Source organism: Stutzerimonas azotifigens (genome assembly GCF_013522725.1).
Taxonomy (GTDB): domain Bacteria; phylum Pseudomonadota; class Gammaproteobacteria; order Pseudomonadales; family Pseudomonadaceae; genus Stutzerimonas; species Stutzerimonas azotifigens_A.
The window spans coordinates 181,688-206,506 of the sequence record NZ_JAAMRF010000010.1; the positions used below are offsets into that span (position 1 = coordinate 181,688).

The 24,819-nt window shown below is 64.3% G+C and carries 23 protein-coding genes; 14 read left to right on the forward strand and 9 right to left on the reverse strand.

Features of this window, described 5'->3' with window-relative positions; all coding sequences use genetic code 11:
- Positions 1-33 precede the first annotated feature (33 nt).
- From G7026_RS18715 to G7026_RS18735, 5 genes are all read left to right on the forward strand, one after another.
- A complete protein-coding gene (locus G7026_RS18715) occupies positions 34-2,247 on the forward strand; it encodes an ATP-binding protein (protein ID WP_181072424.1) in 2,214 nt (737 codons plus the stop codon).
- Positions 2,248-2,326: 79 nt separating this feature from the next.
- Positions 2,327-4,225: a pyruvate kinase gene (locus G7026_RS18720; protein ID WP_181072425.1), complete on the forward strand. Its 1,899-nt coding sequence runs from the start codon at positions 2,327-2,329 to the stop codon at positions 4,223-4,225.
- A 142-nt stretch (positions 4,226-4,367) separates the two neighbouring features.
- Positions 4,368-5,375, forward strand: coding sequence for a serine hydrolase domain-containing protein (locus tag G7026_RS18725; RefSeq protein WP_181072426.1), 1,008 nt, complete (start codon positions 4,368-4,370; stop codon positions 5,373-5,375).
- Between the two features lie 185 nt (positions 5,376-5,560).
- On the forward strand, positions 5,561-5,962 hold the full coding sequence (locus G7026_RS18730) for a hypothetical protein (RefSeq protein ID WP_181072427.1): 402 nt from the start codon (positions 5,561-5,563) through the stop codon (positions 5,960-5,962).
- A 56-nt stretch (positions 5,963-6,018) separates the two neighbouring features.
- Positions 6,019-7,044, forward strand: a complete 1,026-nt coding sequence (locus G7026_RS18735) for a ribonuclease Z (protein ID WP_181072428.1) — start codon at positions 6,019-6,021, stop codon at positions 7,042-7,044.
- On the opposite strand, the gene G7026_RS18740 is transcribed toward G7026_RS18735, so the two are convergent.
- The 3 genes from G7026_RS18740 to G7026_RS18750 form a co-directional block, all read right to left on the reverse strand.
- Positions 7,004-7,642 carry a peroxiredoxin gene (locus tag G7026_RS18740; protein WP_181072429.1) on the reverse strand — a complete coding sequence of 213 codons (639 nt, stop codon included), beginning with the start codon at positions 7,640-7,642 and terminating at the stop codon, positions 7,004-7,006. The genes G7026_RS18735 and G7026_RS18740 overlap by 41 nt on opposite strands.
- Before the next feature lie 100 nt (positions 7,643-7,742).
- Entirely contained in the window at positions 7,743-9,683 is a 1,941-nt protein-coding gene (locus G7026_RS18745) for an alkaline phosphatase D family protein (RefSeq protein ID WP_181072430.1), read from the reverse strand.
- Positions 9,684-9,909: 226 nt separating this feature from the next.
- The gene (locus G7026_RS18750) at positions 9,910-10,767 is read right to left on the reverse strand and encodes a LysR family transcriptional regulator (RefSeq protein ID WP_181072431.1); all 858 of its coding nucleotides are present in this window, start codon (positions 10,765-10,767) and stop codon (positions 9,910-9,912) included.
- A 74-nt stretch (positions 10,768-10,841) separates the two neighbouring features.
- Here G7026_RS18750 and G7026_RS18755 point away from each other — a divergent pair, with 74 nt between their 5' ends.
- The gene (locus G7026_RS18755) at positions 10,842-11,783 is read left to right on the forward strand and encodes a DMT family transporter (protein WP_181072432.1); all 942 of its coding nucleotides are present in this window, start codon (positions 10,842-10,844) and stop codon (positions 11,781-11,783) included.
- On the opposite strand, the gene G7026_RS18760 is transcribed toward G7026_RS18755, so the two are convergent.
- Positions 11,780-12,727 carry a LysR family transcriptional regulator gene (locus tag G7026_RS18760; protein ID WP_181072433.1) on the reverse strand — a complete coding sequence of 316 codons (948 nt, stop codon included), beginning with the start codon at positions 12,725-12,727 and terminating at the stop codon, positions 11,780-11,782. The two genes, G7026_RS18755 and G7026_RS18760, sit on opposite strands and share 4 nt — an antisense overlap.
- 145 nt (positions 12,728-12,872) lie before the next feature.
- Here G7026_RS18760 and G7026_RS18765 point away from each other — a divergent pair, with 145 nt between their 5' ends.
- Both G7026_RS18765 and G7026_RS18770 read left to right on the forward strand, forming a co-directional pair.
- Positions 12,873-13,925 (forward strand): SDR family oxidoreductase, encoded by a 1,053-nt coding sequence (locus tag G7026_RS18765; RefSeq protein WP_181072434.1) that lies wholly within the window; start codon positions 12,873-12,875, stop codon positions 13,923-13,925.
- Positions 13,926-13,983: 58 nt separating this feature from the next.
- Complete coding sequence (locus tag G7026_RS18770; protein WP_181072435.1) at positions 13,984-15,297, forward strand: NTP/NDP exchange transporter; 1,314 nt, start codon at positions 13,984-13,986, stop codon at positions 15,295-15,297.
- Positions 15,298-15,383: 86 nt separating this feature from the next.
- Here G7026_RS18770 and G7026_RS18775 read toward each other — a convergent pair whose 3' ends face one another.
- The 4 genes from G7026_RS18775 to G7026_RS18790 form a co-directional block, all read right to left on the reverse strand.
- On the reverse strand, positions 15,384-16,298 hold the full coding sequence (locus G7026_RS18775) for an AraC family transcriptional regulator (RefSeq protein WP_181072436.1): 915 nt from the start codon (positions 16,296-16,298) through the stop codon (positions 15,384-15,386).
- Between the two features lie 150 nt (positions 16,299-16,448).
- A complete protein-coding gene (locus G7026_RS18780; RefSeq protein WP_181072437.1) occupies positions 16,449-16,775 on the reverse strand; it encodes a hypothetical protein in 327 nt (108 codons plus the stop codon).
- A 243-nt stretch (positions 16,776-17,018) separates the two neighbouring features.
- Positions 17,019-17,783, reverse strand: a complete 765-nt coding sequence (locus tag G7026_RS18785; protein ID WP_181072438.1) for an SDR family NAD(P)-dependent oxidoreductase — start codon at positions 17,781-17,783, stop codon at positions 17,019-17,021.
- 162 nt (positions 17,784-17,945) lie between these two features.
- Positions 17,946-18,863, reverse strand: a complete 918-nt coding sequence (locus G7026_RS18790; RefSeq protein WP_181072439.1) for a pirin family protein — start codon at positions 18,861-18,863, stop codon at positions 17,946-17,948.
- A gap of 103 nt (positions 18,864-18,966) precedes the next feature.
- Here G7026_RS18790 and G7026_RS18795 point away from each other — a divergent pair, with 103 nt between their 5' ends.
- The 6 genes from G7026_RS18795 to G7026_RS18820 all read left to right on the forward strand — a co-directional run bounded on the left by G7026_RS18795 (position 18,967) and on the right by G7026_RS18820 (position 24,234).
- On the forward strand, positions 18,967-19,872 hold the full coding sequence (locus G7026_RS18795; RefSeq protein WP_181072440.1) for a LysR family transcriptional regulator: 906 nt from the start codon (positions 18,967-18,969) through the stop codon (positions 19,870-19,872).
- 120 nt (positions 19,873-19,992) lie between these two features.
- The gene (gene wrbA, locus G7026_RS18800) at positions 19,993-20,592 is read left to right on the forward strand and encodes an NAD(P)H:quinone oxidoreductase (RefSeq protein WP_181072441.1); all 600 of its coding nucleotides are present in this window, start codon (positions 19,993-19,995) and stop codon (positions 20,590-20,592) included.
- A 58-nt stretch (positions 20,593-20,650) separates the two neighbouring features.
- On the forward strand, positions 20,651-21,070 hold the full coding sequence (locus G7026_RS18805; RefSeq protein ID WP_181072442.1) for a nuclear transport factor 2 family protein: 420 nt from the start codon (positions 20,651-20,653) through the stop codon (positions 21,068-21,070).
- A 125-nt stretch (positions 21,071-21,195) separates the two neighbouring features.
- On the forward strand, positions 21,196-22,014 hold the full coding sequence (locus G7026_RS18810; RefSeq protein ID WP_181072443.1) for an alpha/beta fold hydrolase: 819 nt from the start codon (positions 21,196-21,198) through the stop codon (positions 22,012-22,014).
- Positions 22,001-23,170 carry a PAS domain-containing sensor histidine kinase gene (locus tag G7026_RS18815; RefSeq protein ID WP_181072444.1) on the forward strand — a complete coding sequence of 390 codons (1,170 nt, stop codon included), beginning with the start codon at positions 22,001-22,003 and terminating at the stop codon, positions 23,168-23,170. The genes G7026_RS18810 and G7026_RS18815 overlap by 14 nt, the downstream gene beginning before the upstream one ends.
- Positions 23,171-23,340: 170 nt before the next feature.
- Positions 23,341-24,234, forward strand: coding sequence for a helix-turn-helix domain-containing protein (locus G7026_RS18820; protein WP_181072485.1), 894 nt, complete (start codon positions 23,341-23,343; stop codon positions 24,232-24,234).
- Here the strand turns inward: G7026_RS18820 and G7026_RS18825 are convergent.
- A complete protein-coding gene (locus G7026_RS18825) occupies positions 24,215-24,772 on the reverse strand; it encodes a flavin reductase family protein (RefSeq protein WP_181072445.1) in 558 nt (185 codons plus the stop codon). The genes G7026_RS18820 and G7026_RS18825 overlap by 20 nt on opposite strands.
- Between the last annotated feature and the right edge of the window lie 47 nt (positions 24,773-24,819).

Genomic DNA, 24,819 nt, shown 5'->3' on the forward strand with positions numbered 1-24,819 from the left:
TTTGCATTGACTATCGACGCAGGTGCTTGGCGAATGGCGGATTGGCTTGAAGGTGGCGGCGCGATGGCCGAGCAGGTCCGGCTGCATGACTGGGCGAATACGCCGCTGGGGCCGCTGGACACCTGGCCCGAGGTCCTGAAGACCACCGTGGCGCAGACCCTCAGCTCCCGCTTTCCCCAGGCGATCGTCTGGGGCGAGGCGCTGATCATGCTGTACAACGATGCCTTCGTACCCATCCTCGGCAAGAAACCGCCGGCCCTCGGCCGGCCGTTCAGCGAGGTCTGGCAGGAAGCCTGGAACGAAGTGAAACCGATTTCCGATGCGGCCTTTGCCGGGCGGGCCACCTACATCGAGGATTTCCCCCTCGTCATCGAGCGCAGCGGCTATCCCGAGCAGGCGTACTTCACCTTCTGCTACAGCCCGATCCGCGACCACAACGGCGCCATCGTCGGGATGATTGACACGGTCATCGAGACGACCGCGACGGTCCTGGCCCAACGCCGCCTGGCCTTTCTCGACGAGCTGGGCCGCGCGGTGGCGAGCGCGCCGGATGCCGAGGACATCATGGCCACGACCACCCGGCTGATGGCCGAGCACCTTTCGCTCTCCAATTGCGCCTATGCCGACATGGACCCCGACGAGGCCCACTTCACCATCCGCGGCGACTGGGCCGCGCCGGGCTCGCCGAACATCGTCGGTCATTACCGCCTGGCCGACTTTGGCAAGCAGGCGGTGAGCCGTCTCAGCGCGGGTGAGCCGTTGGTGATCAACGACAACCGGCAAGAACTGGGGGAGGACGAAGCGGCGACGTTTCAGGCCATCGGTATAGCCGCCACGATCTGCATACCCTTGCTCAAGGACGGGCGCCTGACCGCCCTGATGGCCATTCACGACAGGGTGCCGCGTTACTGGACCGCCTACGAGCTGTCGCTGATCGTCGAAGTGGCCGAACGCTCCTGGGCACACATCGAACGCACCCGGGCGAACGTCAAGGTACGCGAAGCGGTCGAGGCGCTGGCTCGCCTGAACGCGACCCTGGAACAGCGGGTCGAGGAACGCACCGCGAAACTGAGACAGACCGAGGCGGCGCTGCATCAGTCGCAGAAGCTCGAAGCGATCGGCCAGCTCACCGGTGGGGTCGCCCACGATTTCAACAACCTGCTGACCATCATCCGCTCGTCAGTCGACTTCCTGCGCCGCCCCAACCTCCCGGCCGAGCGCCGGACACGCTACCTGGACGCGGTCTCCGACACCGTGGATCGGGCGGCGAAACTGACCAGCCAGCTGCTCGCCTTCGCTCGCCGCCAGGCACTCAACCCCGAGGTGTTCGAGGTCGGCCAGCGCCTGGAGGTCATTACCGAAATGCTCGATGCGGTGACCGGCGGACGCATCGAGGTCAGGCTCGAACTGCCCGACCGGCCCTGTTTCATCCATGCCGATCTGAACCAGTTCGAAACCGCGCTGATCAACATGGCGGTCAACGCCCGCGATGCCATGCAGGGCCAGGGCCGGCTCGGCCTGCGCCTGACCCGCTGCGCCTCCAGACCACCGATACGGGGCCAGGCCGGCGCGGCCGGACCGCATGCCGCAATCGCGATGACCGACACCGGGCACGGCATCGAAGCCGACGCTCTGGAGCGAATCTTCGAGCCGTTCTACACCACCAAGGAGGTCGGCAAGGGCACCGGCCTCGGCCTGTCGCAAGTCTTCGGCTTCGTCAAGCAGTCCGGTGGCGATGTCGCGGTGTCGACCGAACCGGGCAAGGGCAGCACCTTTACCTTGTTTCTGCCAGAGGTAGCGGCCGAATGCACCGAGGCCAGACAGAGCTCTCGCACCCCTCCAGCGCCCATCGACGGCCGCCGGCGACGCATCCTGCTGGTCGAAGACAATCTCGAAATCGGCCGCTTCGCCGACCAGATCCTGCAGGACCTGGGCTACGAGACCCGCTGGGCAACCAGTGCCGAGCAAGCGCTCGAATGGGCAGGCGAGGAGGCCATGGCAGTCGATGCGGTGTTCTCCGACATCGTGATGCCCGGCATGGGCGGCATTGCGCTGGCGACCGAGCTGCGACGCCGGCGGCCGGGATTGCCCGTGGTGCTGACCTCCGGTTACAGCCATGTCCTGGCGCAGCAGGGCTACGAAGGCTTCGAGTTCCTGCGCAAACCCTACTCGGCTGACCAGGTGGCGCAGGCGCTCTCCCGTAGCATCGGTCTGGAGCTCGCGCCGGACTGCGAGGTTACGCTTTGAAATAAAAACTTCGCCCAACGGGTAGCAGGTTTCCGTGGTCCGACAGCTATTCCCCCTGGGTACTTGCGAGCAGATCACGATGACACCGGACCATCAGCGCGAACGCAAAGGCAGCGCGAACAGCGAGCGTGACGTCGCCAGTACGCTCAAATACCTCAGCACCCTGCGCGAGGAGATGCTCGACTCCATTGCCGGCAGCCAGGCACGGCTGGATAAGCTCGACCCGTCCTACCGCGACAGTGCGCGCAACCTGCTGGCGTACCTGGCGCTGCGACGCCACGACATCCGCCCGTTGCAAATGAGGCTCGCCGACATGGGCCTGTCCTCGCTCGGACGCTCCGAGGCGCACATTCTGTCGTCGGTGACAGCGGTTATCCAGGTGCTCGAACGCCTCCAGGAAAGCGCCACGGCCTCGTCTGGCATGGACGCGTCCGGGCCCGAGGCGCCTGACCTCAAACGCAGCCGCGAGCTGCTCGACGCCCATGCGCAGGCCCTGTTCGGCAGCCCGCCGGACGACCGTGACGTGCGCATCATGGTGACCATGCCGAGCGAGGCGGCTGACAACTATTCGCTGATCCGCGACCTGGTGGCCGCGAACATGGACGCCATCCGCATCAACTGCGCACACGACGGCCCCGACGTCTGGCTGCGCATGATCGAGCACCTGCGCCGGGCAGAGAAGGAGCTCGGCCGCGCCTGCAAAGTAATGATGGACCTCGCCGGGCCCAAGCTGCGCACCGGCGCCATCGAGGCGGGCCCCGCAGTGATCAAGGCCAAGCCGGTACGCAACGCGCTGGGTCAGGTGATGGAGCCCGCGCGCATCTGGCTGACCGACAGTGCCCGCCCTGCCCCGGCACCTTCTGACGCCGATGCGTCGCTGCCAGTGGACGGCGACTGGCTGGCCCGCCTGCAGGACGGCGAGTGCATTCGCTTCAAGGACGCACGCGACTCGCGTCGCCAGATGACGATCATCGAGCGCAACGAGCACGGCAGCTGGGCTCAGGCCGACAAGACCGCCTATTTCGTCCCTGGCCTGAAACTCAAGGCGCAGGCTGGCAGCAGCTCGATCGCATCCTTCCCGGCCGCCCCCCAGAAGATCCGCCTGCAGGAAGACGACCTGCTGTTATTGACCGACAGGCCCGACGGCGGCCGCGGCGCCACCTTCGACAGCGTCGGCAAGCTGCTCAGCCCCGCCAGCATCGGCTGCACCCTGCCCGAGGTGTTCGCCGACGTGCGCGCCGGTGAGCTCGTCTGGTTCGATGACGGCAAGATCGGCGGCGTGATCGAAGCCGTCGAACCGCACGTCCTGAAGGTGCGCATCACCCATGCCCCGGGCGGGGCGAACCTGCAGAGCGACAAGGGCATCAATTTTCCCCAGAGCGAACTGAGCGTGGGCGCGCTCGGCCCGCAGGACCTCGAGGCGCTGGCCTTCGCCGCGAAGCATGCGGATGTGGTGGAGATGTCGTTCGTCAACACCGCGGCCGATGTCCGGGGGCTACTCGCCGAGCTCGACCGGCTCGGCGCCGAGCGGCTGGGCGTGGTGCTCAAGATCGAGACCCGCAAGGGCTTCGAATGCCTGCCGGCCCTGCTGCTCGAGGGCATGCGCCGGTCCCGCTTCGGCGTGATGATCGCCCGCGGCGACCTGGCCGTGGAGGAAGGTTTCGAACGCATGGCCGAATTGCAGGAGGAAATCCTCTGCCTGTGCGAAGCCGCCCACGTGCCAGTGATCTGGGCGACCCAGGTGCTCGAAAGCCTGGCCAAGAAAGGCGCGCCGTCCCGCGCCGAGATCACCGACGCGGCCACTGGCGTGCGCGCCGACTGCGTGATGCTGAACAAGGGGCCGCATATCCTCAAGGCGGTCGCGACCCTAAACGACCTGCTCACCCGCATGCGCGCCCACCACGACAAGAAGCGGCAGATGCTCAGGCGCCTGGCGGTGGCCAGCCACCCGGTGTTCGAGGATGAGGGCCACGCCTGACCCACCCGGCCGCCGTTGGGCTTGCGCTCCGGCTTGCGCTGCTGCACGGCAGGCCGAAGCGGCGGTCCAAACGGAACACTCCACGACAGCGACCGACCAGATGCACCGCCAAACAGGTTTCAGCCGACCCCACCGGCGCCCCATGACCGTCCTGAAAACCCTCGTACCGCTGATGCTCCTGCTGGCGTCCCTGACGGCACGGGCAGAACCGGGGGCCGCGCTGCGCGAGGTGCTCGACGGCGCCGAGGCGCTCGCACCGCTGCAGACCCTGATCGTTGCGCAGGACGGCCGGATCATTGCCGAACGGGGGTATCGCGGGCATCGCACGACGGCCTCGACCAACATCAAGTCCGCGTCCAAGACCATCGTCTCGGCGCTGGTCGGCATCGCCATCGACAAGGGCGTGCTCGAAGGCGTCGACCAACCGGTGGCCGAACTGCTCGAGGGCGATCTGCCGGCCAACCCCGATCCCAGGCTACGCCAGCTGACCGTCGGCCATCTGCTATCGATGCAGGCGGGGCTCGGATCCACGTCGGGCCAGAACTACGGGGCCTGGGTCGCCAGCCGCAATTGGGTCAGGGCCGCGCTGGCTCGCCCGTTCGTGGACGAGCCGGGCGGCACGATGATCTATTCCACCGGTTCGACGCACCTGCTCTCGGCGATCCTGACGCGGCAGACCGGGCGCACCATGCTGCAGCTGGCCCGTGACTGGCTGGGACCGCTCGAAGGCTTCGCCATCACCAGCTGGACGCGCGATCCCCAGGGTATCTACATGGGCGGCAACGAGATGGCGATGAGCACCCGCTCGTTGCTGGCGTTCGGCGAGCTGTACCGCGCGGCGGGCCTCGCCCCCTCGGGGGAACGCGTGCTCTCGCAAGCCTGGATCGACGCCTCCTGGACTCCCCGCACGCGCTCGCACTACACCGGCGAAGATTATGGCTACGGCTGGTTCCTTACCCGCATCGCCGACGAAGACGTCCGCTACGGCTGGGGATACGGCGGCCAGATGATCTACGTGGTCCCGCAACGGGGCCTGACGGTGGCCATGACCTCGAGCGCGCAACCCTCGGGCGGCCAGGCTGGCCACCGCGCAGCCCTGCATCGCCTGCTCGGGCAGATCATCCTGGCCTTGGATGAAGACGCGTCGTAGCAGGCCCTGCAGAAACGATAAAAGGTCAAATGTAGAGCCGACATGTCCCATCCCGAACCCGACGCAGGAGGATCAGAACATAGCGTTCGAGCGTCAGCTGCCGGCTCGCCCGGCGCGGGCCTGTTCGCCCGCATCTCGTCGCCCCCATGGGCAACTGCACCTGCGCCTCGCTATGATCGGAGCCCATGACGTCTTCCCTCCCAACCCGCCAACCCTGCCCGCCCGGCGTCTGCGATTGCTCGCGCGACCGTCTGCTGGAGGCGCAGGATGCCGATCTCAGAATCCTCCGGTTGACCCGGCAGGAGGAAAAGCGACTACTCGAACGGCTGGCCGACATCCAGAGCCTGCCTGAACTGGAGCGCCTGCAACGGCTCATGCACGATCAGCTGGGTATTCGTCTGGAAGTGGCGCCGGGACTGACCGAAGTACGCAGCATGCGCGGCATCGGCATCTACATCCACGAACAACCCGGACTGTGCCGCAAGACGCGCCAGTCGATTCCACGGGCCATCCGCCAGGGGCTCGAAAAGCGCCCGGAAATCGCCTACGCACTGCTCAACACCCACGACCTGCTGCGCGACGCCTGAAGCGCACCAGGTTCGTCTGGCACCGTCATGCGGTTCAGGCTCAACGGAGATCATCAGTGGATCTGCTCTTTCTCGGCACCTCATCCGGCACTCCGACCCGGGCACGCAACGTCAGCGGGCTGGGGCTGCTCGAAGAGACCGGCAAGGGCTGGTACCTGGTCGATTGCGGCGAAGGCACCCAGCATCAGCTGCTGCGTACACCCTTGTCCCTGCATGAGCTGCGCGGGCTGTTCATCACCCACGTGCATGGCGACCACTGCTACGGGCTGCCCGGCCTGCTGGCCAGCGCCGGCATGCTCGGGCGCAAGGCGCCGCTGGAAATCATCGCCCCGGCTGGCATCGAGCCCTGGCTGCGAAGCACCTTCAGCCTGTCCCAGACCTACCTGTCGTTCGAGCTGGTCTTTCGCGCCTGTGAAACCCTCGGCCCCTGGCATTGCGGCACGCTGAAGGTCGAGGCCGTTGCCCTTTCCCACCGCGTGCCCTCCTACGGCTATCGCTTCACCGAGGCGCGACCCGACCCGCGACTGGATATCGACAGGCTCGACCGCCACGGCATTCCCCGCGGCCCGATCTGGGGCCGCCTGGTACGCGGGGAAGATGTCGAGCATGAAGGACGCATCCTGCGCGCCGACGACTACGTGCTGTTCACTCGCGAGCCCCGGCGAATCGTGGTCGGCGGGGACAACGACCGCCCCGAACTGCTCGCCGAGGCCTGCCGCGACGCACAGGTGCTAGTCCACGAGGCCACCTATACCCAATCCATCGCGGACAAGGCCGGCGAGACGTTCGGCCACAGCACGGCCGCCAGCGTCGCGGCGTTTGCCCAGTCCATCGGTCTACCCAACCTGGTGCTGACCCACTTCAGCGCGCGTTACCAGGCCGATCCGGCGCGCGGCCTGTCGATCGAGGATGTCCGCGCCGAAGCCGCGAGCCATTACCAGGGCGAGCTGTACCTGGCCCACGACTTCGCACGCCTGCGCCTGGGCCGTGACGGCACGCTGATGCTCGTCGCGCCGCCGCAACGCAGGGCAGGCAGCGCGGTCAGCGATTCGGCTGCGGGGTCAGGCGCAGGTACGGTTTGACCGCGCGATAGCCTTTCGGGAAGCGCTGCTTGATCTCTTCCTCGTCCTTGAGCGAGGGCACGATCACCACGTCATCGCCGTCCTGCCAGTTGGCCGGGGTGGCGACCTTGTGTTTGTCGGTCAGCTGCAACGAGTCGATTACCCGCAGAATCTCGTTGAAGTTGCGCCCGGTGCTCGCCGGGTAGGTGATGGTCAGGCGCACCTTCTTGTTCGGGTCGATGACGAACAGCGAACGCACGGTCAGGGTGTCGTTGGCGTTCGGGTGAATCAGGTCGTAGAGCTCGGAGACCTGGCGGTCGGCGTCGGCGATGATCGGGAAGTTGACCCGGGTGTTCTGCGTCTCGTTGATATCGTCGATCCACTTGATGTGGGAGTCCACCGGGTCCACCGACAGGGCGATGGCCTTGACGTTGCGCTGGGCAAACTCCTCCTTGAGCTTGGCAGTGAAGCCCAGCTCGGTGGTGCATACCGGGGTGAAATCGGCCGGGTGCGAGAACAGCACGCCCCAGCTGTCGCCCAGCCACTCGTGGAAGCGAATGCGGCCTTCACTGGAATCCTGTTCGAAATCAGGGGCGATGTCGCCGAGACGAATACTCATGGCTTCTCCTTCATTTGAGGGGTGGAAACCGAAGCACTATGCATCGGCAACCAGGCAGGCACGTAAGAATTAATAACGATTTAGTTATAACTTCTTGTCGCTACCGGCCGTCGCGCTCCGGCGTGAAGGTCACCGCAGGCGAACCGTCTGCATTTATCTGCTCGACCTGCAGTGGACGGCCCTCGGCATCGAGCCGAATCCGACCGATGCCGGCCGAGTTCCACAGCCGCTCCCCCGACTCGCTGCGGCTCGGCAGCCAGGGCTCGACCCGCACACGACGGCGCTTGGTGAACCAGTTGAGGGGCGAACGCGGCGAGTACAGCCAACGGTTGAGCCGATCGAAAATATCCAGCAGCCGGCGCGGGAATTCGTTCTTCACCCCGCTGCTGGTGATCTGCCAGAGCCTGGGTCCCTCGTAACGCCCGCGAATGTGCACCTCGTAGGCGAACGAATAGTGCACATCCCCCGACAGGATCACGTAGTTGCCGGGTGTGCGGGTGTGGCGAAAGATGTTCAGCATTACATTCGCCGCGCCCCGGTGGGCCATCCAGTTTTCCGCATCGACCATCAGTGACTGGCCCAGCCAGCTGAAGACCCGCTGCACGGTCTCGATCAGCTTGACGCCGAACATCGGCGCGGGGGAGACGATGATCACCGAGCGGTGGTCGAGCAGGTGTTGCTGGAAGTCGGTCAGTGCCTCCCAATCCATCAGGCCCGAGGGGCGGTTGAGGTTGCGCTCGCTGCGCCAGCGCCGGGTGCGCGTATCGAGCACCACCAGCGCCGGCTCGCTCGGCAGCACGTAGCCCCAGTCGTTCCAGCGCAGCATCGCGTCGACCACCTCGTCGTGCCGCGCGCAGTCGAGCCGGCCCTGCTCGACGTTGCTCAACAGCTGCTCGACGGCCGCCAGCGGCGCCTCGAACGCCTCCGGCTCGTTGCCCCAGGCCTGACACAGCAGGTAGCCGAGCAATGCGTTGCCGATGATGCGGCGTGAGAAGGGATGGCCGTAGGCGGTTTCTTCCCAGCGCGCGGTGAGGTTCCAATCGTCGGTGATGTCATGGTCGTCGAAGATCATCAGCGACGGCAGATGCGCCAATACCCGCGCCACCTGCGGCAGCCCGGCCCGGAACCCTTCCATGCAGGCCGCCTCGCGGGCGTAGCGCTCGGCCAGTTCCGCATCCAGCGGCGGCATTTCCGGCTCGATCAGCTGCCAGGGCACCGGCGACCAGACCAGCAGGTACATCGCCAGCACTTCACCGAGGGACACCAGATGGTTGTGGGCGCTGGAGGTGGTGAACACCGGCTTTTCGACACCGCCGAAGAACCGCTCACGCAGCGCCTCGTTGGATTTGAAGGCCGGCAGCAGCTGTTCGCGATGGTAATAGCTGGCCGGATGGGTCATCAGCGCATCGCTGTCGTCGACCACCGCGCCTTCCAGGCATTCGCCATAGAGGCCCAGGCGCCGGATCAACGCGTGGATCGCCACCAGCGTCGGCCCGGCGACGTCGTCGGCGTAGACCTGATCACCCGTCATCAGCAGCGCCGCCGGCCAACTCTCCGGCGCCTGGCGCGCCTCGGCCAGAAGCCCGTCGATCGGCACCAGGCCGTCCGGCGCGGCGTGATGCGGCTTGCGGCAGGAGCCGTGCAGCAAGTCGTCGAAGCGCGAGCGCACGACGAAGGCCGGTCGCTGCGCCCCCTCATAGATCAACTGGGGCGCCCAGTCGGCGATGCCCTGCTCGCTGCCCTCGCGGGCAATAAGCAGGTCGTACTCGACCAGCCGATCCAGCGGCAACGGCGAATCCAGGCGCACATCGATCAAGTGCAACCAGGCTGACGTACCGATACGCAGCACCCGGCACGCCTCACCTTGCAATGCCAGGCTGCGCGGCGCCTCGCCGTCGGGGTGCAATTCCAGCCGTAGTGTCAGCGCCTCGCTACCGACCAGCCAGATCACCACGCGGTCGGCTTGCAGCCTGCGCAACAACGGGCCGGCCAATACCGCAGGCAGGGGCGAAGGGGTGGCAAAGGCTACGCTGTCGTTCATGCATCGCTCGTTGACGGACGGTCGAGGATCAGAGTGTAACGAAGGTCGTGGGTTCGTCCGGGTGTCGATGCCCGGGGAAAGCAAACCCCAAGTGGGTTGGCTATAGGGGGACAGACTCCGCGGCAAGGGAGCTCAAAGAGAGGGAATTCACCCCCTCCCGACCGGCAAGTACGGGAATTCTCGGACCGGTTCTTCTGGCCTATCGCTGCCCTACAGGCCCGCAAGCTCATAGCCGGAAACGTTTATGAATGGCCTGCGCAAGCAAATCGATCGCTTCATCGGTCTGCGACGAGGCGGCTCGAATAAACACAACCTCGTGCTCGGATACGGCGGGCAACCCGTCGAGCATCTGCATGTGCTCCGTCATGCGGGCGCGGTCGATCAGGCTGATCGCCAGTCCGGCTTCCACAGAGGCCCTGACGGCTTGGCTGGACGGGCTGTCGAGTATCACACGCCATTTGCGCCCGTCTCGCTTGAGCGACTCCATCATAGCGTGCCGATAAGGGCATTCCGCGGCATACAGGGCCAGCGGCAGCGGATCGGTCCATTCGGACGGGCCAAGGGCCGCAGCACCTACCCAGACCGGCGTCGTGGACGTAAGGAACTGCCCTTGAGCCGTTTGATCGCCCTTGGGCTGGGCCACCACGGCGGCGTGCAGCTTTCCTCGCTCTACCTCGTCACGCAAGGTGTAGCTAGGCGCTGTTTTCACCTCCAGCACCACGTTGGGCCAGGCCGCCGCGAACACCGGCAGGATGTCGCGGATGACGTGGGCGGCGTAGTCGTCGGGCACGCCCAGCTTGATACGCCCCGCCAGACGAGTGCCCTGTAGCTCCGCAAGGACACGATCATGGGTCTGCAACAGATCTCTGGTCGAGGCCAGCAGGCGTTTTCCAAGCGGCGTGAGGGAGACCGACTGATTGTCCCGATCCAGCAAGCGCCCTTTTGCCACCGCCTCCAGCCGCTGGATATGCACGCTGATGGCTGCCGGGCTTTTGTGCAGGTGTTCGGCTGCCGCCTTGAATTTGCCAATGCGCGCGACGGCATGGAAGGTGCGGATCAGCTCGATATCCAGGATGGAAGACATGATTCAAAAAACCTGAACGAGTTCTGGATAATATTTTGATTTATTAGACTAGCCCGCCTCCGTAGGCTGTGTCCATGAACCAGACATCTCAAGCCTCCTTGCCCAGTCGTCACGCCGTGTCGAGTTGGCTGAAACGCATGCCGTTACCGCTGCTCGAGGCCGCGCTGGTCCTCACCTGGAGCTCCGGATTCGTCGGGGCGCGCTTCTCGATCGATCATGCGCCGGTGATGCTGGTGGTGTTCTGGCGTTGTGTCGTCGTGACGCTGGTTCTGTTGCCCTTCGTCGCCAGGCAGGTTCGGCTCGCCTCACCGGCCGTACTGCTGGAAAACGCAGGCATCGGCCTTCTGGCCATGGCGGGCTATCTCATCGGTGTAACCCAGGGGATCGCACTGGGCGTGCCTGCCGGGCTCGCCGCCTTGCTGGCCGACCTCTTGCCGATGGGTATGGCGCTACTGGCCACGATCGTGCTTCGGCAACGCCTCGCTCGGCGTGTCTGGCTGGGGCTGGCCATCGGCCTGGCAGGCGTCGTGCTGGTGACCCATGACGCGCTGGCTTGGGGCAATGCTCCGCTATGGGCGTACGGATTGCCAGTGCTTGGAATGCTTTCGCTCGCCGTCGCGACGCTGTGGCAGAGGCAACGCTCGAACGTGTCCAGGGCGTTGGGTCTGTTGCCCAATCTCTGGCTGCAATGTGCCGTTTCCTGCATCGCTTTCGCGGCCATCGCCGGTACGCAGGGCAGCCTGTGGCCAGTGGCGAGCGCAGGCTTTGCCTTGAGCGTGGCGTGGACGGCGGGCCTCGCGACCCTCGGCGGCTATGGGCTCTACTGGCTGTGCCTGAATCGGTCGTCGCCCACCCGGGTGGCGAGCGTCCTGTATCTCAGCCCCGCCGTGACCCTGCTGTGGGCCTGGGCCATGTTCGACGAGCCGTTGTCGTGGTTGATGCTGCTCGGCACCGCGATATCCGCGGCCGGCATCTGGATGGTCGTCCGCACGGAGTCTCGCCGATCCGACGCCTAGCGCGATGCCTGCGGAACCGACCTCGCCCGGCAAGGTGGCCAGCCCTCTTCTGTCGCCTGCGCCTTGAGAAAGTCGACGAAAGCCCTCAGCGGCGAAGGCATGTGACGGCGGCCGTGGTAGTACAGGTAAGGGCCATCGAAGGCCTGCCACCAGTCCTGCAGGATCGGCACGAGGCGCCCATCGGCGAGTGGCTCGCGCAGGAAATCCTCGAAGGTGTAGACGATGCCGAGCCCATTGATGGCGGAGCGGATCTTCAAGTCGTGGGAGGACGTGAGCAGTTGCCCCTGCGGAGGGATGCGCAGGATCCGGCCCTCCTTCTCGAATTCGAATACGCCCACCTTTCCACTCTCGAAGCGATGGCCGAGCAACTGGTGGCCTACCAATTCCTCGGGATGGCCAGGCGTACCGCAGGCTGCCAGGTAAGACGGGGCGGCGGCAGCGACGAAGCGCTGGCGGCGCGGGCCGATGGGCACGGCGATCATGTCCTTGGCAAGGCTCTCTTCATAGCGCACCCCGGCGTCATACCCGCCGGCAATGACATCGATAAAGGTGTTGTCCATGACCACTTCAACGTTGACGCCAGGGTACAGCCGAAGGAAGCGCGCCAGCAGGTCAGGCAGCAGAAAGCGCGCCACCGGCACCGGGACGTTGAGCTTGAGCGTGCCTACCGGGCGCTGGGCCTCGTCGTCCAGATCGTTGAACGCGGCGTCGATCTCCCGCAGCGCCGGGCGCAGGCGCTCCAGCAGTCGCTCGCCCGCGGCGGTCGGGGTGACGCAGCGCGTGGTGCGGTTGAGCAGACGCAGTCCCACGTCACTTTCCAGGCGCCGCACGCAGTCGCTCAGCGACGAGGCCGAGAGGCCTCGTTTCTGCGCTGCGGCGCGAAATCCACCGGCGTCCACCACGGCGGCGAACAGCACGACATCGGTCAGGTTGGGTTGGCGCATGGCAAATCCTCGGTTCCCGCAAACTGTACGCCAAGACGTACGGGCCATCCATGAATTCCCGGCTTATCCTCAAGTATCCGTACACCAATAATCCTCTCTCGCCCCGGCAGCCCCGGACAACCCACGACGAGAAGAGGATTCAGCCATGTGGAACTCACCCGACACGGCGAAGGACAAGACCGAAACGCCCCGAAGCTTTCTGCAAATCACCCGCGCCCTGATCGCAGGCGCCGCGCTTGCAGGCACCCTGGCCTCGGAAGCCAATACCCGAACCGAACCGAAACCGGACTGGTCGACCGGCGACATGCCCAGCCAGAAAGGTCGCATCGTACTGGTCACCGGCGGCACCAGCGGGATGGGTTACGAAGATGCGCTGGCACTGAGTCGCGCCGGCGCGGACGTGATCATCGCCGCACGCAACCCCGAGCGCGGTCAGGAAGCGATTGCCAACATCAAGCAGGCCGTACCCGAGGCACGCGTGCAGTTCGAAGCGGTAGATCTCGCCAACCTGGAATCGGTGCGCAGCCTGGCCAGCCGCCTGCAGGGGCGGCTGCAAAAGCTGGACGTGTTGATCAACAACGCCGCCATCATGGCGCCGCCGACCCGAGGTGTTTCGGCCGACGGATACGAGATGCAGCTGGCAACCAACTACCTGGGGCATTTCGCCCTGACCGGCCTGCTGATGCCACTGCTGCGTGAAAGCGAGGATGCCCGGGTGGTCAGCCTGTCGAGCATCGCCGCGGCTCGGGGCAGCCTGAACCTCGATGACCTGCAGGCCGAGCGGGAGTACAACCCCTACGCCACCTATGCCCAGTCCAAGCTGGCCGTGCTCAAGTGGGCCTTCGAGTTGCAGCGGCGCAGCGATGCGGCCGGATGGGGAATACGCAGCATCGCGGCTCACCCTGGCGTTGCCGTCACCGAGCTGATTGCCCGCGGCCCCGGTCTGGACAGCGAATTCGGCAAGGAATGGGCACAACGCCGCGGCAATTTCCACTCCGCGGCGCAGGGCGCTATTCCCACCCTTTACGCGGCGACGGCGCCAGAGGCGCTCGGCGGCACCTATTACGGGCCGACCGGCGAGAACGAAACCCGTGGCCCGCTGGGCTTCGCCAAGGTGCCCGAGGCCGCCGCCGACCGCTCGGATTCCGACGCGCTATGGCAGGTATCGGAGCGACTCACCGGCGTGACCTATCGCTGAACGGGTGGGCACGGGAACGTCCCATGCCCCTCGTCTCGCCACTCCCCAGGAGCGTTCTATGAACACGTCCCCTCTCACGCACCGCCTGAGCGTCCTCCTCAATGCCAAGGACCAGGAGCTACGCCCTGCGCTGCATGGCTTTGCGCTGTTCGTCTGCCTGTTCGCGGGCTACTTCATGCTGCGCCCGATTCGCGAATCGATGGGCATCACCGCCGGCGTGGAAAACCTGCAATGGCTGTTCACCGCGACCTTTTTTGTCATGCTCGCCGCCGTTCCGTTGTTCGCCTGGCTCAGCGCCCGTGTGCCGCGCCTGCATTTCGTCGATTGGGTGTACGGGTTCTTCTGCGCGAACCTGCTGCTGTTCGCCGCGCTGTTCCTGGTCCAGGCCGACAGCCCGTGGATGGCCAGGGTGTTCTACGTGTGGATATCGGTCTACAACCTGTTCGTGGTCTCGGTGGCCTGGAGCCTGATGGCCGATGTGTTCGACAGCGAGCAGGCCAAACGCCTGTTCGCCTTCATTGCCGCGGGTGCGAGCGTCGGCGGGCTGATCGGTCCTGCGCTCAGCGCCCTGCTGATCGGTCCGCTGGGAGAGTCAGGGCTGATGCTGCTTGCCGCCGTGCTTCTCGCTATCGCCATGCTGCTCAAGAAGGGGCTGATGCGCTGGCGAGAGCTTGGAGGCGCCGGCCGTCCAGGCGCGGCTCCGACCGAAAGCACCCACAGGCCCTTGCCCGGCAACCCGTTCAGCGGGATAACGGCAGTGTTGAAGTCACCCTATCTGTTCGGCATCGCCGTTTTCGTCGTGCTGCTGGCCACCGTCACCACCTTTCTTTACTTCGAACAGGCGCGTCTGGTGGCGGAGCACTTCCCGGATCGTGCGGCCCAGGTTCGCGTATTTGGCTTGATCGATCTGGTGGTTCAGGCAGGCGCACTGTTGTCCCAGGTGTTCATCACCGGGCGCGTCGCCCAGCGGCTGGGCGTGGGCGTGCTGCTGGCACTGGTGCCGCTGGTGATCAGCGTGGGCTTCGTCGGCCTGATGCTGGCGCCCAGCTTCGGTTTGCTCGCAGCGGTGATGATCGTGCGTCGCATCGGCGAATACGCGTTCGTCCGTCCGGGACGGGAGATGCTCTTTGCGCCCCTCGATGCCGAAAGCAAGTACAAGGCCAAGAATGTCATCGACACCGTGGTCTATCGCGCCGGTGATGCCATGAGCGGTTGGGCCAAGACCGCACTTGACATGCTCGGCCATGGCGCAGGCCTGGTGGCATTGATTGGCGCGCTGTGCGCACTGCTGTGGGGCTACCTGGGCTGGCAGCTCGGCAGAAGGGCCGATCAACGCTCGCAAACGACATTGGCCGTGTCCGTGGCCACCTGACCGTCAGAGCGCATCACTGTCCAGCGTAGCGCCTCGCCTGGGCGCTTGCTGGCTAAGGCCGGAAGCTGGGCGGCCCTGCCTGGGTATCAGGCGATGCTACGCACTCGAGCCAAATCCCTCGAAGGCGGAACCCCGAACTGCCGGCTGTACTCGCGGCTGAACTGGGACGGGCTTTCATAGCCAACGCGGTAGCACGCGCTCGAGACGTCCAGCCCTTCGTCGAACAACAACCGCCGGGCCTCCTGAAGCCGCAGCTGCTTCTGATACTGCAGAGGGCTCATCGCCGTGATGGCTTTGAACCGGTGATGAAAGGTAGAGGTGCTGAGGTTGACCAGCCGGGCAAGGTCTTCGATACACAGCGGCTCGGCAAAGTGCTTGTTCAGCCACTCGATCGCACGGCTGACCCTATGGGATTGCGTATCGGAGATCGCGATCTGATATAGCCGGCTGCCCTGCTCGCCCCGCAGCAACCGATAGTAGATTTCGCGTAGAGCAAGCGGCGCCAGTGCACCGATGTCCTCCGGTGTGTCCAGCAGGCGAACCAGACGATGCATCGCATCCAGCAAGCTGGTGTCGACGCGCTCCATGAACAGGCCGCGCCCCGGCGTGCCGTCCGGCACCGCGATGGGACTCACGTCCGCGATCAGCCGAGCGACTTCGCTAGGGTTGATATCGAGCCTGAAGCACAGGTATGGCTTATCGGGGCTGGCCTCGATGACTTGCCCGGATAGAGGGAGTTTCACCGACACCACCAGGTAGTTCAGCGGATCGTAGGTATACACCTCGTCCCACAGCCGAACCTCCTTGCGGCCTTGCACCATCACGCAGAGACCAGGCTCGTGCAGCATGTGAATGAGATCGGTCTTCGTGTCGGAGCGAATGAGTTGGAGCGCACCGATGGGTGAGCTGAATATTCCACTCTCAGGCGCGTGCCGAAGCATCAGGTCGGCCAGGGAAGCGAGGCGGTGATCAATCTCGAGGCTATCGCCAGGGACATTCATCGTGGAGCTCCGGCAGTCGAAGGAGCTAGATATTAGCTCGCACCGCTCAAGCCGCAAGATTCACCCTTGATCGATGGAGCGTGCTCTGGGCCGAGGCCGGCCCAGAGCGTTTGGCGGTATCTCGATGCAGTGTTCGCACGTGTGCCGCCTTTAGCTGATCAGCGCCACCGAGCGCGCAGTAGGGACGAGCTTCGGCAGCCTGGAGGCAGGGGTACGATCGGAGCCACCTTCGGCAACGCGCAAGCCTGGGGTGCGGTCCGAGCCGCCCTCGGCAACGCGGAAACCCGGCGTACGGTCCGAGCCATCCTCGGCAACGCGGAAACCTGGGGTACGGTCCGAACCGCCTTCTGCAAGCTCAGCCCTCAGGCTGGATTCAGCACCTGCGACAGCCAGGGATGTGCTGACCGGGGCCAGGGTGATACCAACGAACAAGGCGCTCAGAGCGGTGGCGATAAAGGTTTGGCATAGATTTTTCATCTGTGTGTCCTCACGGGTCGAATAATTGGTTGGCGATCCCAGCCAGGTCGGTGTCGTCCGTTTCGTGAGTTCAGGTTATGGACTGAGGCCCCTTGGGCGTTACGCAGAAAGTGCGGCGGTCATGCCTAATCCTGCATGGCGACACGGAACGCAGCGAGCGCCGCACTACCCATCGAACCAGCCCCACTCCCAGCGACTTCCACCGCCGGCAGTGGGGAGCAGCAAGGTGGGCACTTCTCAGCGTCAGCCTGCCGTGACCGTCATGCCGCCGTCGGCCATCACCACCGCGCCGACCATGAAACTGGCGCGATCCGAGGCCAGGAAGGCGACCACTTCGGCGATCTCTTCAGGCTGAGCCGCTCGACCGATGGGCGCACCTTCACCGTGCTGGCTCAGGAAGCCCGGACCGTCTTCCACTACATCGTTGAGGATGTTGGTGACCACATCGCCCACCCCGATGGCGTTGACGCGGATGCCATGTTCAATGGCTTCGAGCGCGAGGGTGCGGGTCAGCTGGGCCAGGGCGCCCTTCGAGGCGGTGTAGGCCGCAATGGTCGGGAAGGCGAAGTACGAGGCATAGGACGCGATGTTGACGATCGCGCCGGACTTGTTCGGCATCATCGCTTTCACGGCTTCGCGGCAATGCAGGAACGCGGCTGTCGCGTTGACGGCCTGGATGCGCTCCCAATCCTGGCGGGTCATGTCCACCACCAGCTTGTTGATGATGATCCCGGCATTGTTGACCAGGATGTCGAGCCGGCCGAATTGCTCTACCGCCAGGCCCACCGCCCGCTCGGCGGCGCCGTCTTCGGCGATGTCAGCCACCAGCGGTACCAGCCCGGGACGGGCCAGATCTTTGACGGCGGGGTTCAGATCCTCTGCGACGACCTTTGCCCCGCGTGCATGCAGCATTAATGCGATAGCTTTGCCGATACCGCTGGCAGCGCCGGTAACCAGTGCGACCTTGCCTTCTACTTCCTGCGGGACGGTATTTTTGATGTCAGCCATGATGCTTCCTCCAGAGTCGAGGCCAGGCGAGACAGTCGCCGGCCCGCACCCATTGGGGTGCTGTCGTTGATGACGGCTCTACTGTCTCGCAGCATGGCGGGCGCGGCTTTTGGAGGCTTGCCCAGGCTGTCGGGGTTTTGCGCCAAGGTGCGCCTGGGCGATCTACTCCTTGAAGCGCCAGCGCGCCCCGGTGTCAGGCAGTGGTATGTAGTCGTCGTCGCCCGGCACATCGGAAAAGCGGCGTAAGCGCCAATCTTCGGCCGCCTGGAGAATGCGGTCCTGCCGGCTGGAGACGAAATTCCAGTAGATGTGGCGAGGCCCGTCGAGCGGCTCGCCGCCCAGCAGCATCAGCCGCGCGCCTTTAGGTGCGGCGATGATGACGTCACTGCCAGGGCGCAGCACAACCAGCTGGTCGGCACCGAAACGCCCCGCCTCGCCAACCACTTCCACCTCGCCCCTGACCACATAGAGGGCGCGCTCGATATGTTCGGCAGACAGGCGATAACGGGCGCCAGCCTCTAATTGCAGATCCGCGTAGAACAGGTCCGAGAAGGTACGAGTTGTCGCGCGGCGGCCTTCGAGCGACCCCGCCAGCAGCCGCAGCGCTACGCCATCACCCTCAAGTGTCGGCAGCGCAGGGGCGGTCAGATGCTGGAAGCCCGGTTCGGTTTCTTCATGCGCTTCGGGCAATGCCACCCATGCTTGCAGCCCCATGAGCGTGCCGCCACTGGCCCGCACTGGGTCGCTGGAGCGCTCGGAGTGGACGATGCCGCGGCCAGCAACCATCAGGTTCACCTCGCCAGCCTGAAGCTGCTGGATATGCCCGGCGCTGTCGCGGTGGAGCATTTCGCCCTGGAGCAGGTAGCTGATGGTAGAGAGACCGATGTGCGGATGCGGCCGGGTATCCATGCCCTCCCCGGCGCCAAAAACCACGGGCCCGAAGCTGTCGAGAAAGACGAAAGGCCCCACCATGCGCCGCTGCGCCGAGGGCAGCGCTCGGCGTACATCGAAACCACCGATGTCGCGTACGTTGGGCAGGACGACTTGTTCGATCGAGGCGGTGGCGGTGTGCAGGGTCATGGTGGTCTCGCTCAGCGGCTGCGTGAATGTGAGGCCACTCTAGGCCGGCTAGCTTTTCAGCAAAACCTGGATAATATGCATCGAAACGTTCGAGGAATTAGAAATGATATCCGACCCCGGCACCCCTACGCTGGATCAGCTGCGTGTGTTTCTCACCGTTGTCGAGGTCGGCAGCTTCGCCGGGGCGGCGCGCAAACTGCACCGCGCGACGTCAGTGGTGAGTTATTCGATCGCCAACCTTGAAATGCAGTTGGGCGTCAGCCTCTTCGACCGCAAGACCACACGCAAACCGCAGCTGACCGATGCCGGCCGCACCGTACTGGCCGAGGCCCGCACCATCTATAACGGCATCGACGGGTTGCGCGCCAAGGTCCGCGGCCTGCTGCACGGACTGGAAGCCGAGGTGCACCTAGTGCTGGATGTGATGCTTCCAAGCGAGCGGGTGGTCGATGCACTCAAGGCGTTTCGCGAACACTTTCCAACGGTCTCTCTACATTTGCACATCGAGGCGCTGGGCGCGGTGACCCAACGCGTGCTCGACCGTGGCGCGACCCTGGGGGTGAGCGGCCCGCTGACGATGAGCATCGACGGAATCGAGCGCATCGGCGCGGGCAAGGTCGCGCTGATCCCGGTCGCCGCGCCAACGCATCCGCTCGCCACCACTGGCCCACACGCGCCGGGTGCCGGGCGCGAGCATGTTCAGCTGGTACTGACCGATCGCTCCAGGCTCACCGATGACCAGGAGTTTGCCGTCGTCGGCACCCGCACCTGGCGGCTGGCTGACCTGGGCGCCAAGCACATGCTGCTTTGCGAAGGCATCGGCTGGGGCAACATGCCAGAGCCCATGGTGCGCGACGATCTGGCCAGTGGCCGGTTGGTCCCGCTTGAGCTACCGGATTGCTCTGGCGGTGACTACCTGTTCGATGTCATCTACCGCACCGACACGCCGCCGGGACCTGCGGCCAGTTGGCTGATCGAGCGGTTTCGCGAGCAGGCCCAGGCGGACTAGTGTTCGATAAAGTCGAACGTAACAGTCGATATTACCCGGCTTTTGCCGAACCTAACCTCATGCGAAAGTGCTCTCCATCGCGGCGACACACCGTCAGCCACTACGTTGAGGAGACATCCCATGGCAAAGGTTCTGGTTCTTTACTACTCGTCCTACGGTCACTTGGAAACGATGGCCCACGCCGTGGCCGAGGGCGCCCGCGCTGCCGGTGCGCAGGTCGACGTCAAGCGGGTGCCTGAAACGGTGCCCGAAGAAATCGCCCGTAAAGCCCACTTCAAGCTCGACCAGTCTGCGCCGGTGGCAACGGTCGCCGAACTCGAACACTACGATGCGATCATCGTAGGGACCGGCACTCGCTTCGGCCGTATCAGCAGCCAGATGGCCGCGTTCCTCGATCAAGCGGGCGGCCTCTGGGCCCGCGGCGCCTTGAACGGCAAGGTCGGCGGCGCCTTCACGGCTTCGGCCACCCAGCATGGTGGCCAGGAAACCACGCTGTTCTCGATCATCACCAACCTGCTGCACTTCGGCATGACCATCGTCGGGTTGCCGTACAGCCACCAAGGGCAGATGGGCGTCTCGGAAGTCGTCGGCGGCGCACCCTATGGCGCCACCACCATCACAGATGGCGACGGCTCACGTCAGCCCAGCGAAACCGAGCTGGCCGGTGCGCGCCACCAGGGCGAACTCATCGCCCGTACCGCCACCAAGCTGTTCGGCTGATCCAGAGGGCCCGCGATCGGGCCCTCTCCAACCCGATTCCGTACAAGGACCGCAGGCCATGACCACCGCCGCCGAACTGCTGCAGCTGCATTTCGCCACCCTCGTTGACGACCACGGGCGCTGGAAGACATTGATCGCTGACGACCTGCTCTGGGAATTGCCCTTCGCGCCGACGCTTGGGCATCCGGCCCGCCTGGTCGGACGCGAACAAGTGCTGAGCCATGTGGGCTGGTTCGTTGGCGCGGTCGAAAACTTCCGCTTTTACGACCTGATTATTCATCCCGGTGCCGATCTGTCCGAGGCCAGTGCCGAGGTCAAGGCCGAAGGACTGATCAAGCCGACCGGCCGTATCTATCGGCAGGACTACGTGCTGTTCGTGCGGGTGGAGAACGGCAAACTCGCCTTCATCCGCGAATATTTCGACCCGGTGCAAGCCGCCATCGCGCTGGAGGCCCCCATACCTGCGCTCGCGGGCTGAGACACAGCGCGTTGCACCCACGCGCCGTGGGCCCTGCGGTTGGTGAAAAAGACAGTGAAAGAATGACCTGGCACCTTCGAATACTTAAACTCGCCCGGACATGATTTCTCCTTTCGGAAACCCAGATGGACCTTCAGCATCGCAACAACGTAAACGTGATGGGCAACGGTCCAGCCACATTGGTTTTTTCTCATGGATTTGGCTGTGATCAGACCATGTGGCGCTTTCTCACCGACCAGTTCGCCGGCCAATTTAGAGTCGTTGTGTACGACCTGGTGGGCGCCGGTCAGTCAGACGTCAGCGCGTACGATCGTGACAAATACGGCACATTGGCCGGATACGCCCAAGACCTGAACGAAGTCATCGATCAGTTTGCCAGCGGGCCAGTTGTCCTCATCGGCCATTCGGTCAGCGCGATGATCGACGTGCTAGCGGACCGCCAAGTGCCAGGGCGAATTGCCGCCCACGTCATGGTTGGCCCTTCCCCGTGCTACATCGACTCTGACGGTTACGTGGGAGGTTTCACGCTGGAGGACATCGAGTCGCTGCTCGACAGCCTCGATGACAACTATCTCGGCTGGTCCAGCAATATGGCTCCCGTCATCATGGGGGCCCCAGGGCAACCCGAGCTCGGTGCGGAGCTGACGAATAGCTTTTGCCGCACCGACCCCGACATCGCCAAGCACTTCGCTCGAGTAACGTTTATGTCCGATAACCGACGCGACGTCGCCGGTTTGACCACGCCGACGCTAATCCTGCAGTCAACCGATGACCTGATCGCGCCTATCGCAGTCGGCGAATACCTCCGCGCTTCGATGCCTAATAGCTCGCTTGTCCTGGTCGACAATGTCGGCCACTGCCCCCACATGAGTGCCCCCGGTGCTTGCGCCGATGCCATGGACGTTTTTCTACGGCCATGGAAGGGCACAGATGCCGGATCATGAGTCTACGCATCTCGATCCGCAGGCGCTTTTTGAGGAGGCGCCGTGCGGGCTGCTGGTGACGAAAGAGGACGGCACGATCCTGCGAGCCAACCATACCTTCAGCCAGTGGATCGGCTTCAGCGAGCCGGAGTTGCAAGGGCGGCGCTTTCAAGACCTGCTGAGCATGGGCGGGCGCATATTTCACCAGACGCACTGGGCACCGCTGATGAAACTTCAGGGATCCGTCGCGGAGGTCAAGCTCGATATCCTGCATCGCGACCGACGTGCTGTCACCATGCTGATCAATGCCGTCAGGCACGAGCGCACCAGTGGCGTTCAGCACGAAATGGCGCTGTTCGCCATCGTCGATCGGGACAAGTATGAGCGGGAACTGCTCAAGGCTCGGAAACTGGCTGAGGAGCTATTGAGACAGAAGTCCGCAGCCGAAGCCGATCTGCAGAAAGCCCAGGCTGAGCTAAGCAAAGCGTTCGAAGAAGCTCAGCGCCGTGCATCGTTCGCCGAGCAAATGGTTGCCATCGTAAGCCATGACCTGAAGAACCCGCTGACCGCTATCAAAATGGCCTCCGACATGCTCGCTCGCGGTGGACGCACCACCCGGGAGTCAAATGTACTTGGCTACATTACGCAATCAGCGAACCGTGCCGAGCGCCTGATTGCGGATCTGTTGGACCTTACATTGGCCAGAGTCGGACGAGGTATCGTAATTACTCCTGCTTCGGTCGACTTACGTGAGCTTGTCGGTCTATGTGTAGACGAACTACGCATTGCGTTTCCGCAGGCAAAGCTGATCCACAACCCAGTCCAAACTGGGATGGCACGTTTGGACGCTGACCGGGTGCAGCAACTTATCGGCAATCTGGTTGGCAACAGTGTGGCCTACGGTGATTTACAGCGGCCGATTACTGTTACCTCACAGCTGGAAAATGACACCGCTTTCGTCTCGGTGCATAACTACGGCCCAGCCATTCCCGCATCGCTGTTGTCCGGGTTGTTCGAGCCGATGACCCGAGGCGGCGAGGCGGAAAGCGGAGTGCGCAGCGTAGGTCTTGGATTGTTCATCGTGCGAGAAATCGCCAAGGCGCATGGCGGTGACGTAACCGTCAGCTCCGATGAAGAGCGCGGCACTTTGTTCACGGTCAGCTTTCCGCTCAGTTGACGCATGCGTTTTCTCTGACCGTTGCCGGGTAGATTCCGCCTGCAACGGCAACGTTCGCCAATGCGCTTTCTAAGCTATGCAATGAGCCGACGAAGTATGGGGCATCGATTTCTGTGAATACCGAACCTGCCGTTTCCACTGCCCATGCCGTGCGCATTCCCGCCGAGTCCATGGCGCAGTACATGCCGAGCGAGCACCTCGCGCTGCCGCAGCGGCCCGGTTTGCAGGACGTCGTTCTTCAACTCTTCAAACACCACAGCATCACCGAGCCCGTACTGGTTCCGGCGGTGGCCGAACCGCTGCTGGTGATGGTGCTCGCCGGTTCGGCGATCGTCGAAGAGCGTGCGTTAGGGGGTGAATGGGAGTCGGCCGAGGTCAATGTCGGCGACTTTTACCTCACCAGCACCGACCTCCCTTACGAAATGCGCTGGCAGACCCGAGGCGGCGAAACGTTCGAGGTGATGCACCTGTACCTTGCCCACTCGCTGCTGGACCAGGCCTCCCGTGACGTGTGGGGAAGCCAGGCGGGGCCGGTAAGCTTTCTCGACATCTCCGGTGGGCAGGACGAGCTGGTGCGGATGCTGCTCGAACAGCTGCGCCTGGAGCTGGTCGAGCGCCATGAGCCCAGCCCGCTCTTCGTTCACAGCCTGGCCCAGGCGTTGACGGTCCACCTGATCCGCACCTACCGCGACCCGCACGCGACTACCCGGCGCAGCAACGCGCTGCAGGCCTACAAGCTGCGTCGGGTCATCGACATGATGAATGCGCGCTTGGCCGAAGACTTTTCCCTGGCTCAGCTGGCCGAGGCCGCGCAACTGAGTGAATACCACTTCAGCCGATTGTTCAAACGCGCCACCGGCGTGTCGCCGTCGCAATACTTCATCCGGCTGCGCATGGCCCGTGCTCGCCAGTTGCTGCTGGACACAGATCAAAGCGTCATCGACATCGGCATGGAAGTCGGCTATTCAAGCCCGAGCCACTTCTCGCAAGTGTTCCGGCGCGAAGTGGGTGTGACGCCAAGCGCCTATCGCAGCCCAGGGCGCGCTAGAGGTTCTGTGGTTTGAACCGGTCGGAATAATCCAGCACACGACCGGCGACACGAAACTGCCCTTTTCCTCGGTAGTGCAAGGTTTCCGGCTCGGTGACGGCTGGCGCCACGTGGGCTTGGACGATCTCCCAGATGAACAGGCCGTACTCGTCGACCTGCCGGTCATCCACCAGGCGGCACTCGAAGTTCGCGTAGCACTCATCGATCAGCGGGGCATTTACCCGCGAGCCAGCCATGGCGGTGAGCCCAAAGGCCTCGAACTTGTCCAGCCGTGAGCCGGTGCAGTTGCCGATGCCGACGACGGCATCGGCAAGGTCCGCGGTCGGCACGTTGATCACGCACTCGCCGCTGCGGCGGATCAGGTCATAGCTGTGGTTGCCGTCCCAGAGGTAGCAGCCGAAGAGCGCGGGTGTGAACTGCAGCATCGTGTGCCAGCCCATCGTCATGATGTTGGTATCGCCTTGCCAGGCGGAACTCACCAGCACAATCGGGCCGGTTTCCAGATGACAGCGGGCATCGTGCAAGGGAAAGTCGGTTTTGCTGTAGCGGGCCATGGGCGAGGCTCCTGTTCAGTTTTGGACGAGCCCAGATTGCACGGATA

Bases quoted from the DNA above. Each gene is read 5' to 3' on its own strand.
- G7026_RS18715 (WP_181072424.1), top strand. From the start codon at position 34: ATGGCGGATTGGCTTGAAGGTGGCGGCGCGATGGCCGAGCAGGTCCGG.
- G7026_RS18720 (WP_181072425.1), top strand. From the start codon at position 2,327: ATGACACCGGACCATCAGCGCGAACGCAAAGGCAGCGCGAACAGCGAG.
- G7026_RS18725 (WP_181072426.1), top strand. From the start codon at position 4,368: ATGACCGTCCTGAAAACCCTCGTACCGCTGATGCTCCTGCTGGCGTCC.
- G7026_RS18730 (WP_181072427.1), top strand. From the start codon at position 5,561: ATGACGTCTTCCCTCCCAACCCGCCAACCCTGCCCGCCCGGCGTCTGC.
- G7026_RS18740 (WP_181072429.1), bottom strand. From the start codon at position 7,642: ATGAGTATTCGTCTCGGCGACATCGCCCCTGATTTCGAACAGGATTCC.
- G7026_RS18745 (WP_181072430.1), bottom strand. From the start codon at position 9,683: ATGAACGACAGCGTAGCCTTTGCCACCCCTTCGCCCCTGCCTGCGGTA.
- G7026_RS18750 (WP_181072431.1), bottom strand. From the start codon at position 10,767: ATGTCTTCCATCCTGGATATCGAGCTGATCCGCACCTTCCATGCCGTC.
- G7026_RS18755 (WP_181072432.1), top strand. From the start codon at position 10,842: ATGAACCAGACATCTCAAGCCTCCTTGCCCAGTCGTCACGCCGTGTCG.
- G7026_RS18760 (WP_181072433.1), bottom strand. From the start codon at position 12,727: ATGCGCCAACCCAACCTGACCGATGTCGTGCTGTTCGCCGCCGTGGTG.
- G7026_RS18765 (WP_181072434.1), top strand. From the start codon at position 12,873: ATGTGGAACTCACCCGACACGGCGAAGGACAAGACCGAAACGCCCCGA.
- G7026_RS18770 (WP_181072435.1), top strand. From the start codon at position 13,984: ATGAACACGTCCCCTCTCACGCACCGCCTGAGCGTCCTCCTCAATGCC.
- G7026_RS18775 (WP_181072436.1), bottom strand. From the start codon at position 16,298: ATGAATGTCCCTGGCGATAGCCTCGAGATTGATCACCGCCTCGCTTCC.
- G7026_RS18780 (WP_181072437.1), bottom strand. From the start codon at position 16,775: ATGAAAAATCTATGCCAAACCTTTATCGCCACCGCTCTGAGCGCCTTG.
- G7026_RS18785 (WP_181072438.1), bottom strand. From the start codon at position 17,783: ATGGCTGACATCAAAAATACCGTCCCGCAGGAAGTAGAAGGCAAGGTC.
- G7026_RS18790 (WP_181072439.1), bottom strand. From the start codon at position 18,863: ATGACCCTGCACACCGCCACCGCCTCGATCGAACAAGTCGTCCTGCCC.
- G7026_RS18795 (WP_181072440.1), top strand. From the start codon at position 18,967: ATGATATCCGACCCCGGCACCCCTACGCTGGATCAGCTGCGTGTGTTT.
- wrbA (WP_181072441.1), top strand. From the start codon at position 19,993: ATGGCAAAGGTTCTGGTTCTTTACTACTCGTCCTACGGTCACTTGGAA.
- G7026_RS18805 (WP_181072442.1), top strand. From the start codon at position 20,651: ATGACCACCGCCGCCGAACTGCTGCAGCTGCATTTCGCCACCCTCGTT.
- G7026_RS18810 (WP_181072443.1), top strand. From the start codon at position 21,196: ATGGACCTTCAGCATCGCAACAACGTAAACGTGATGGGCAACGGTCCA.
- G7026_RS18815 (WP_181072444.1), top strand. From the start codon at position 22,001: ATGCCGGATCATGAGTCTACGCATCTCGATCCGCAGGCGCTTTTTGAG.
- G7026_RS18820 (WP_181072485.1), top strand. From the start codon at position 23,341: ATGGCGCAGTACATGCCGAGCGAGCACCTCGCGCTGCCGCAGCGGCCC.
- G7026_RS18825 (WP_181072445.1), bottom strand. From the start codon at position 24,772: ATGGCCCGCTACAGCAAAACCGACTTTCCCTTGCACGATGCCCGCTGT.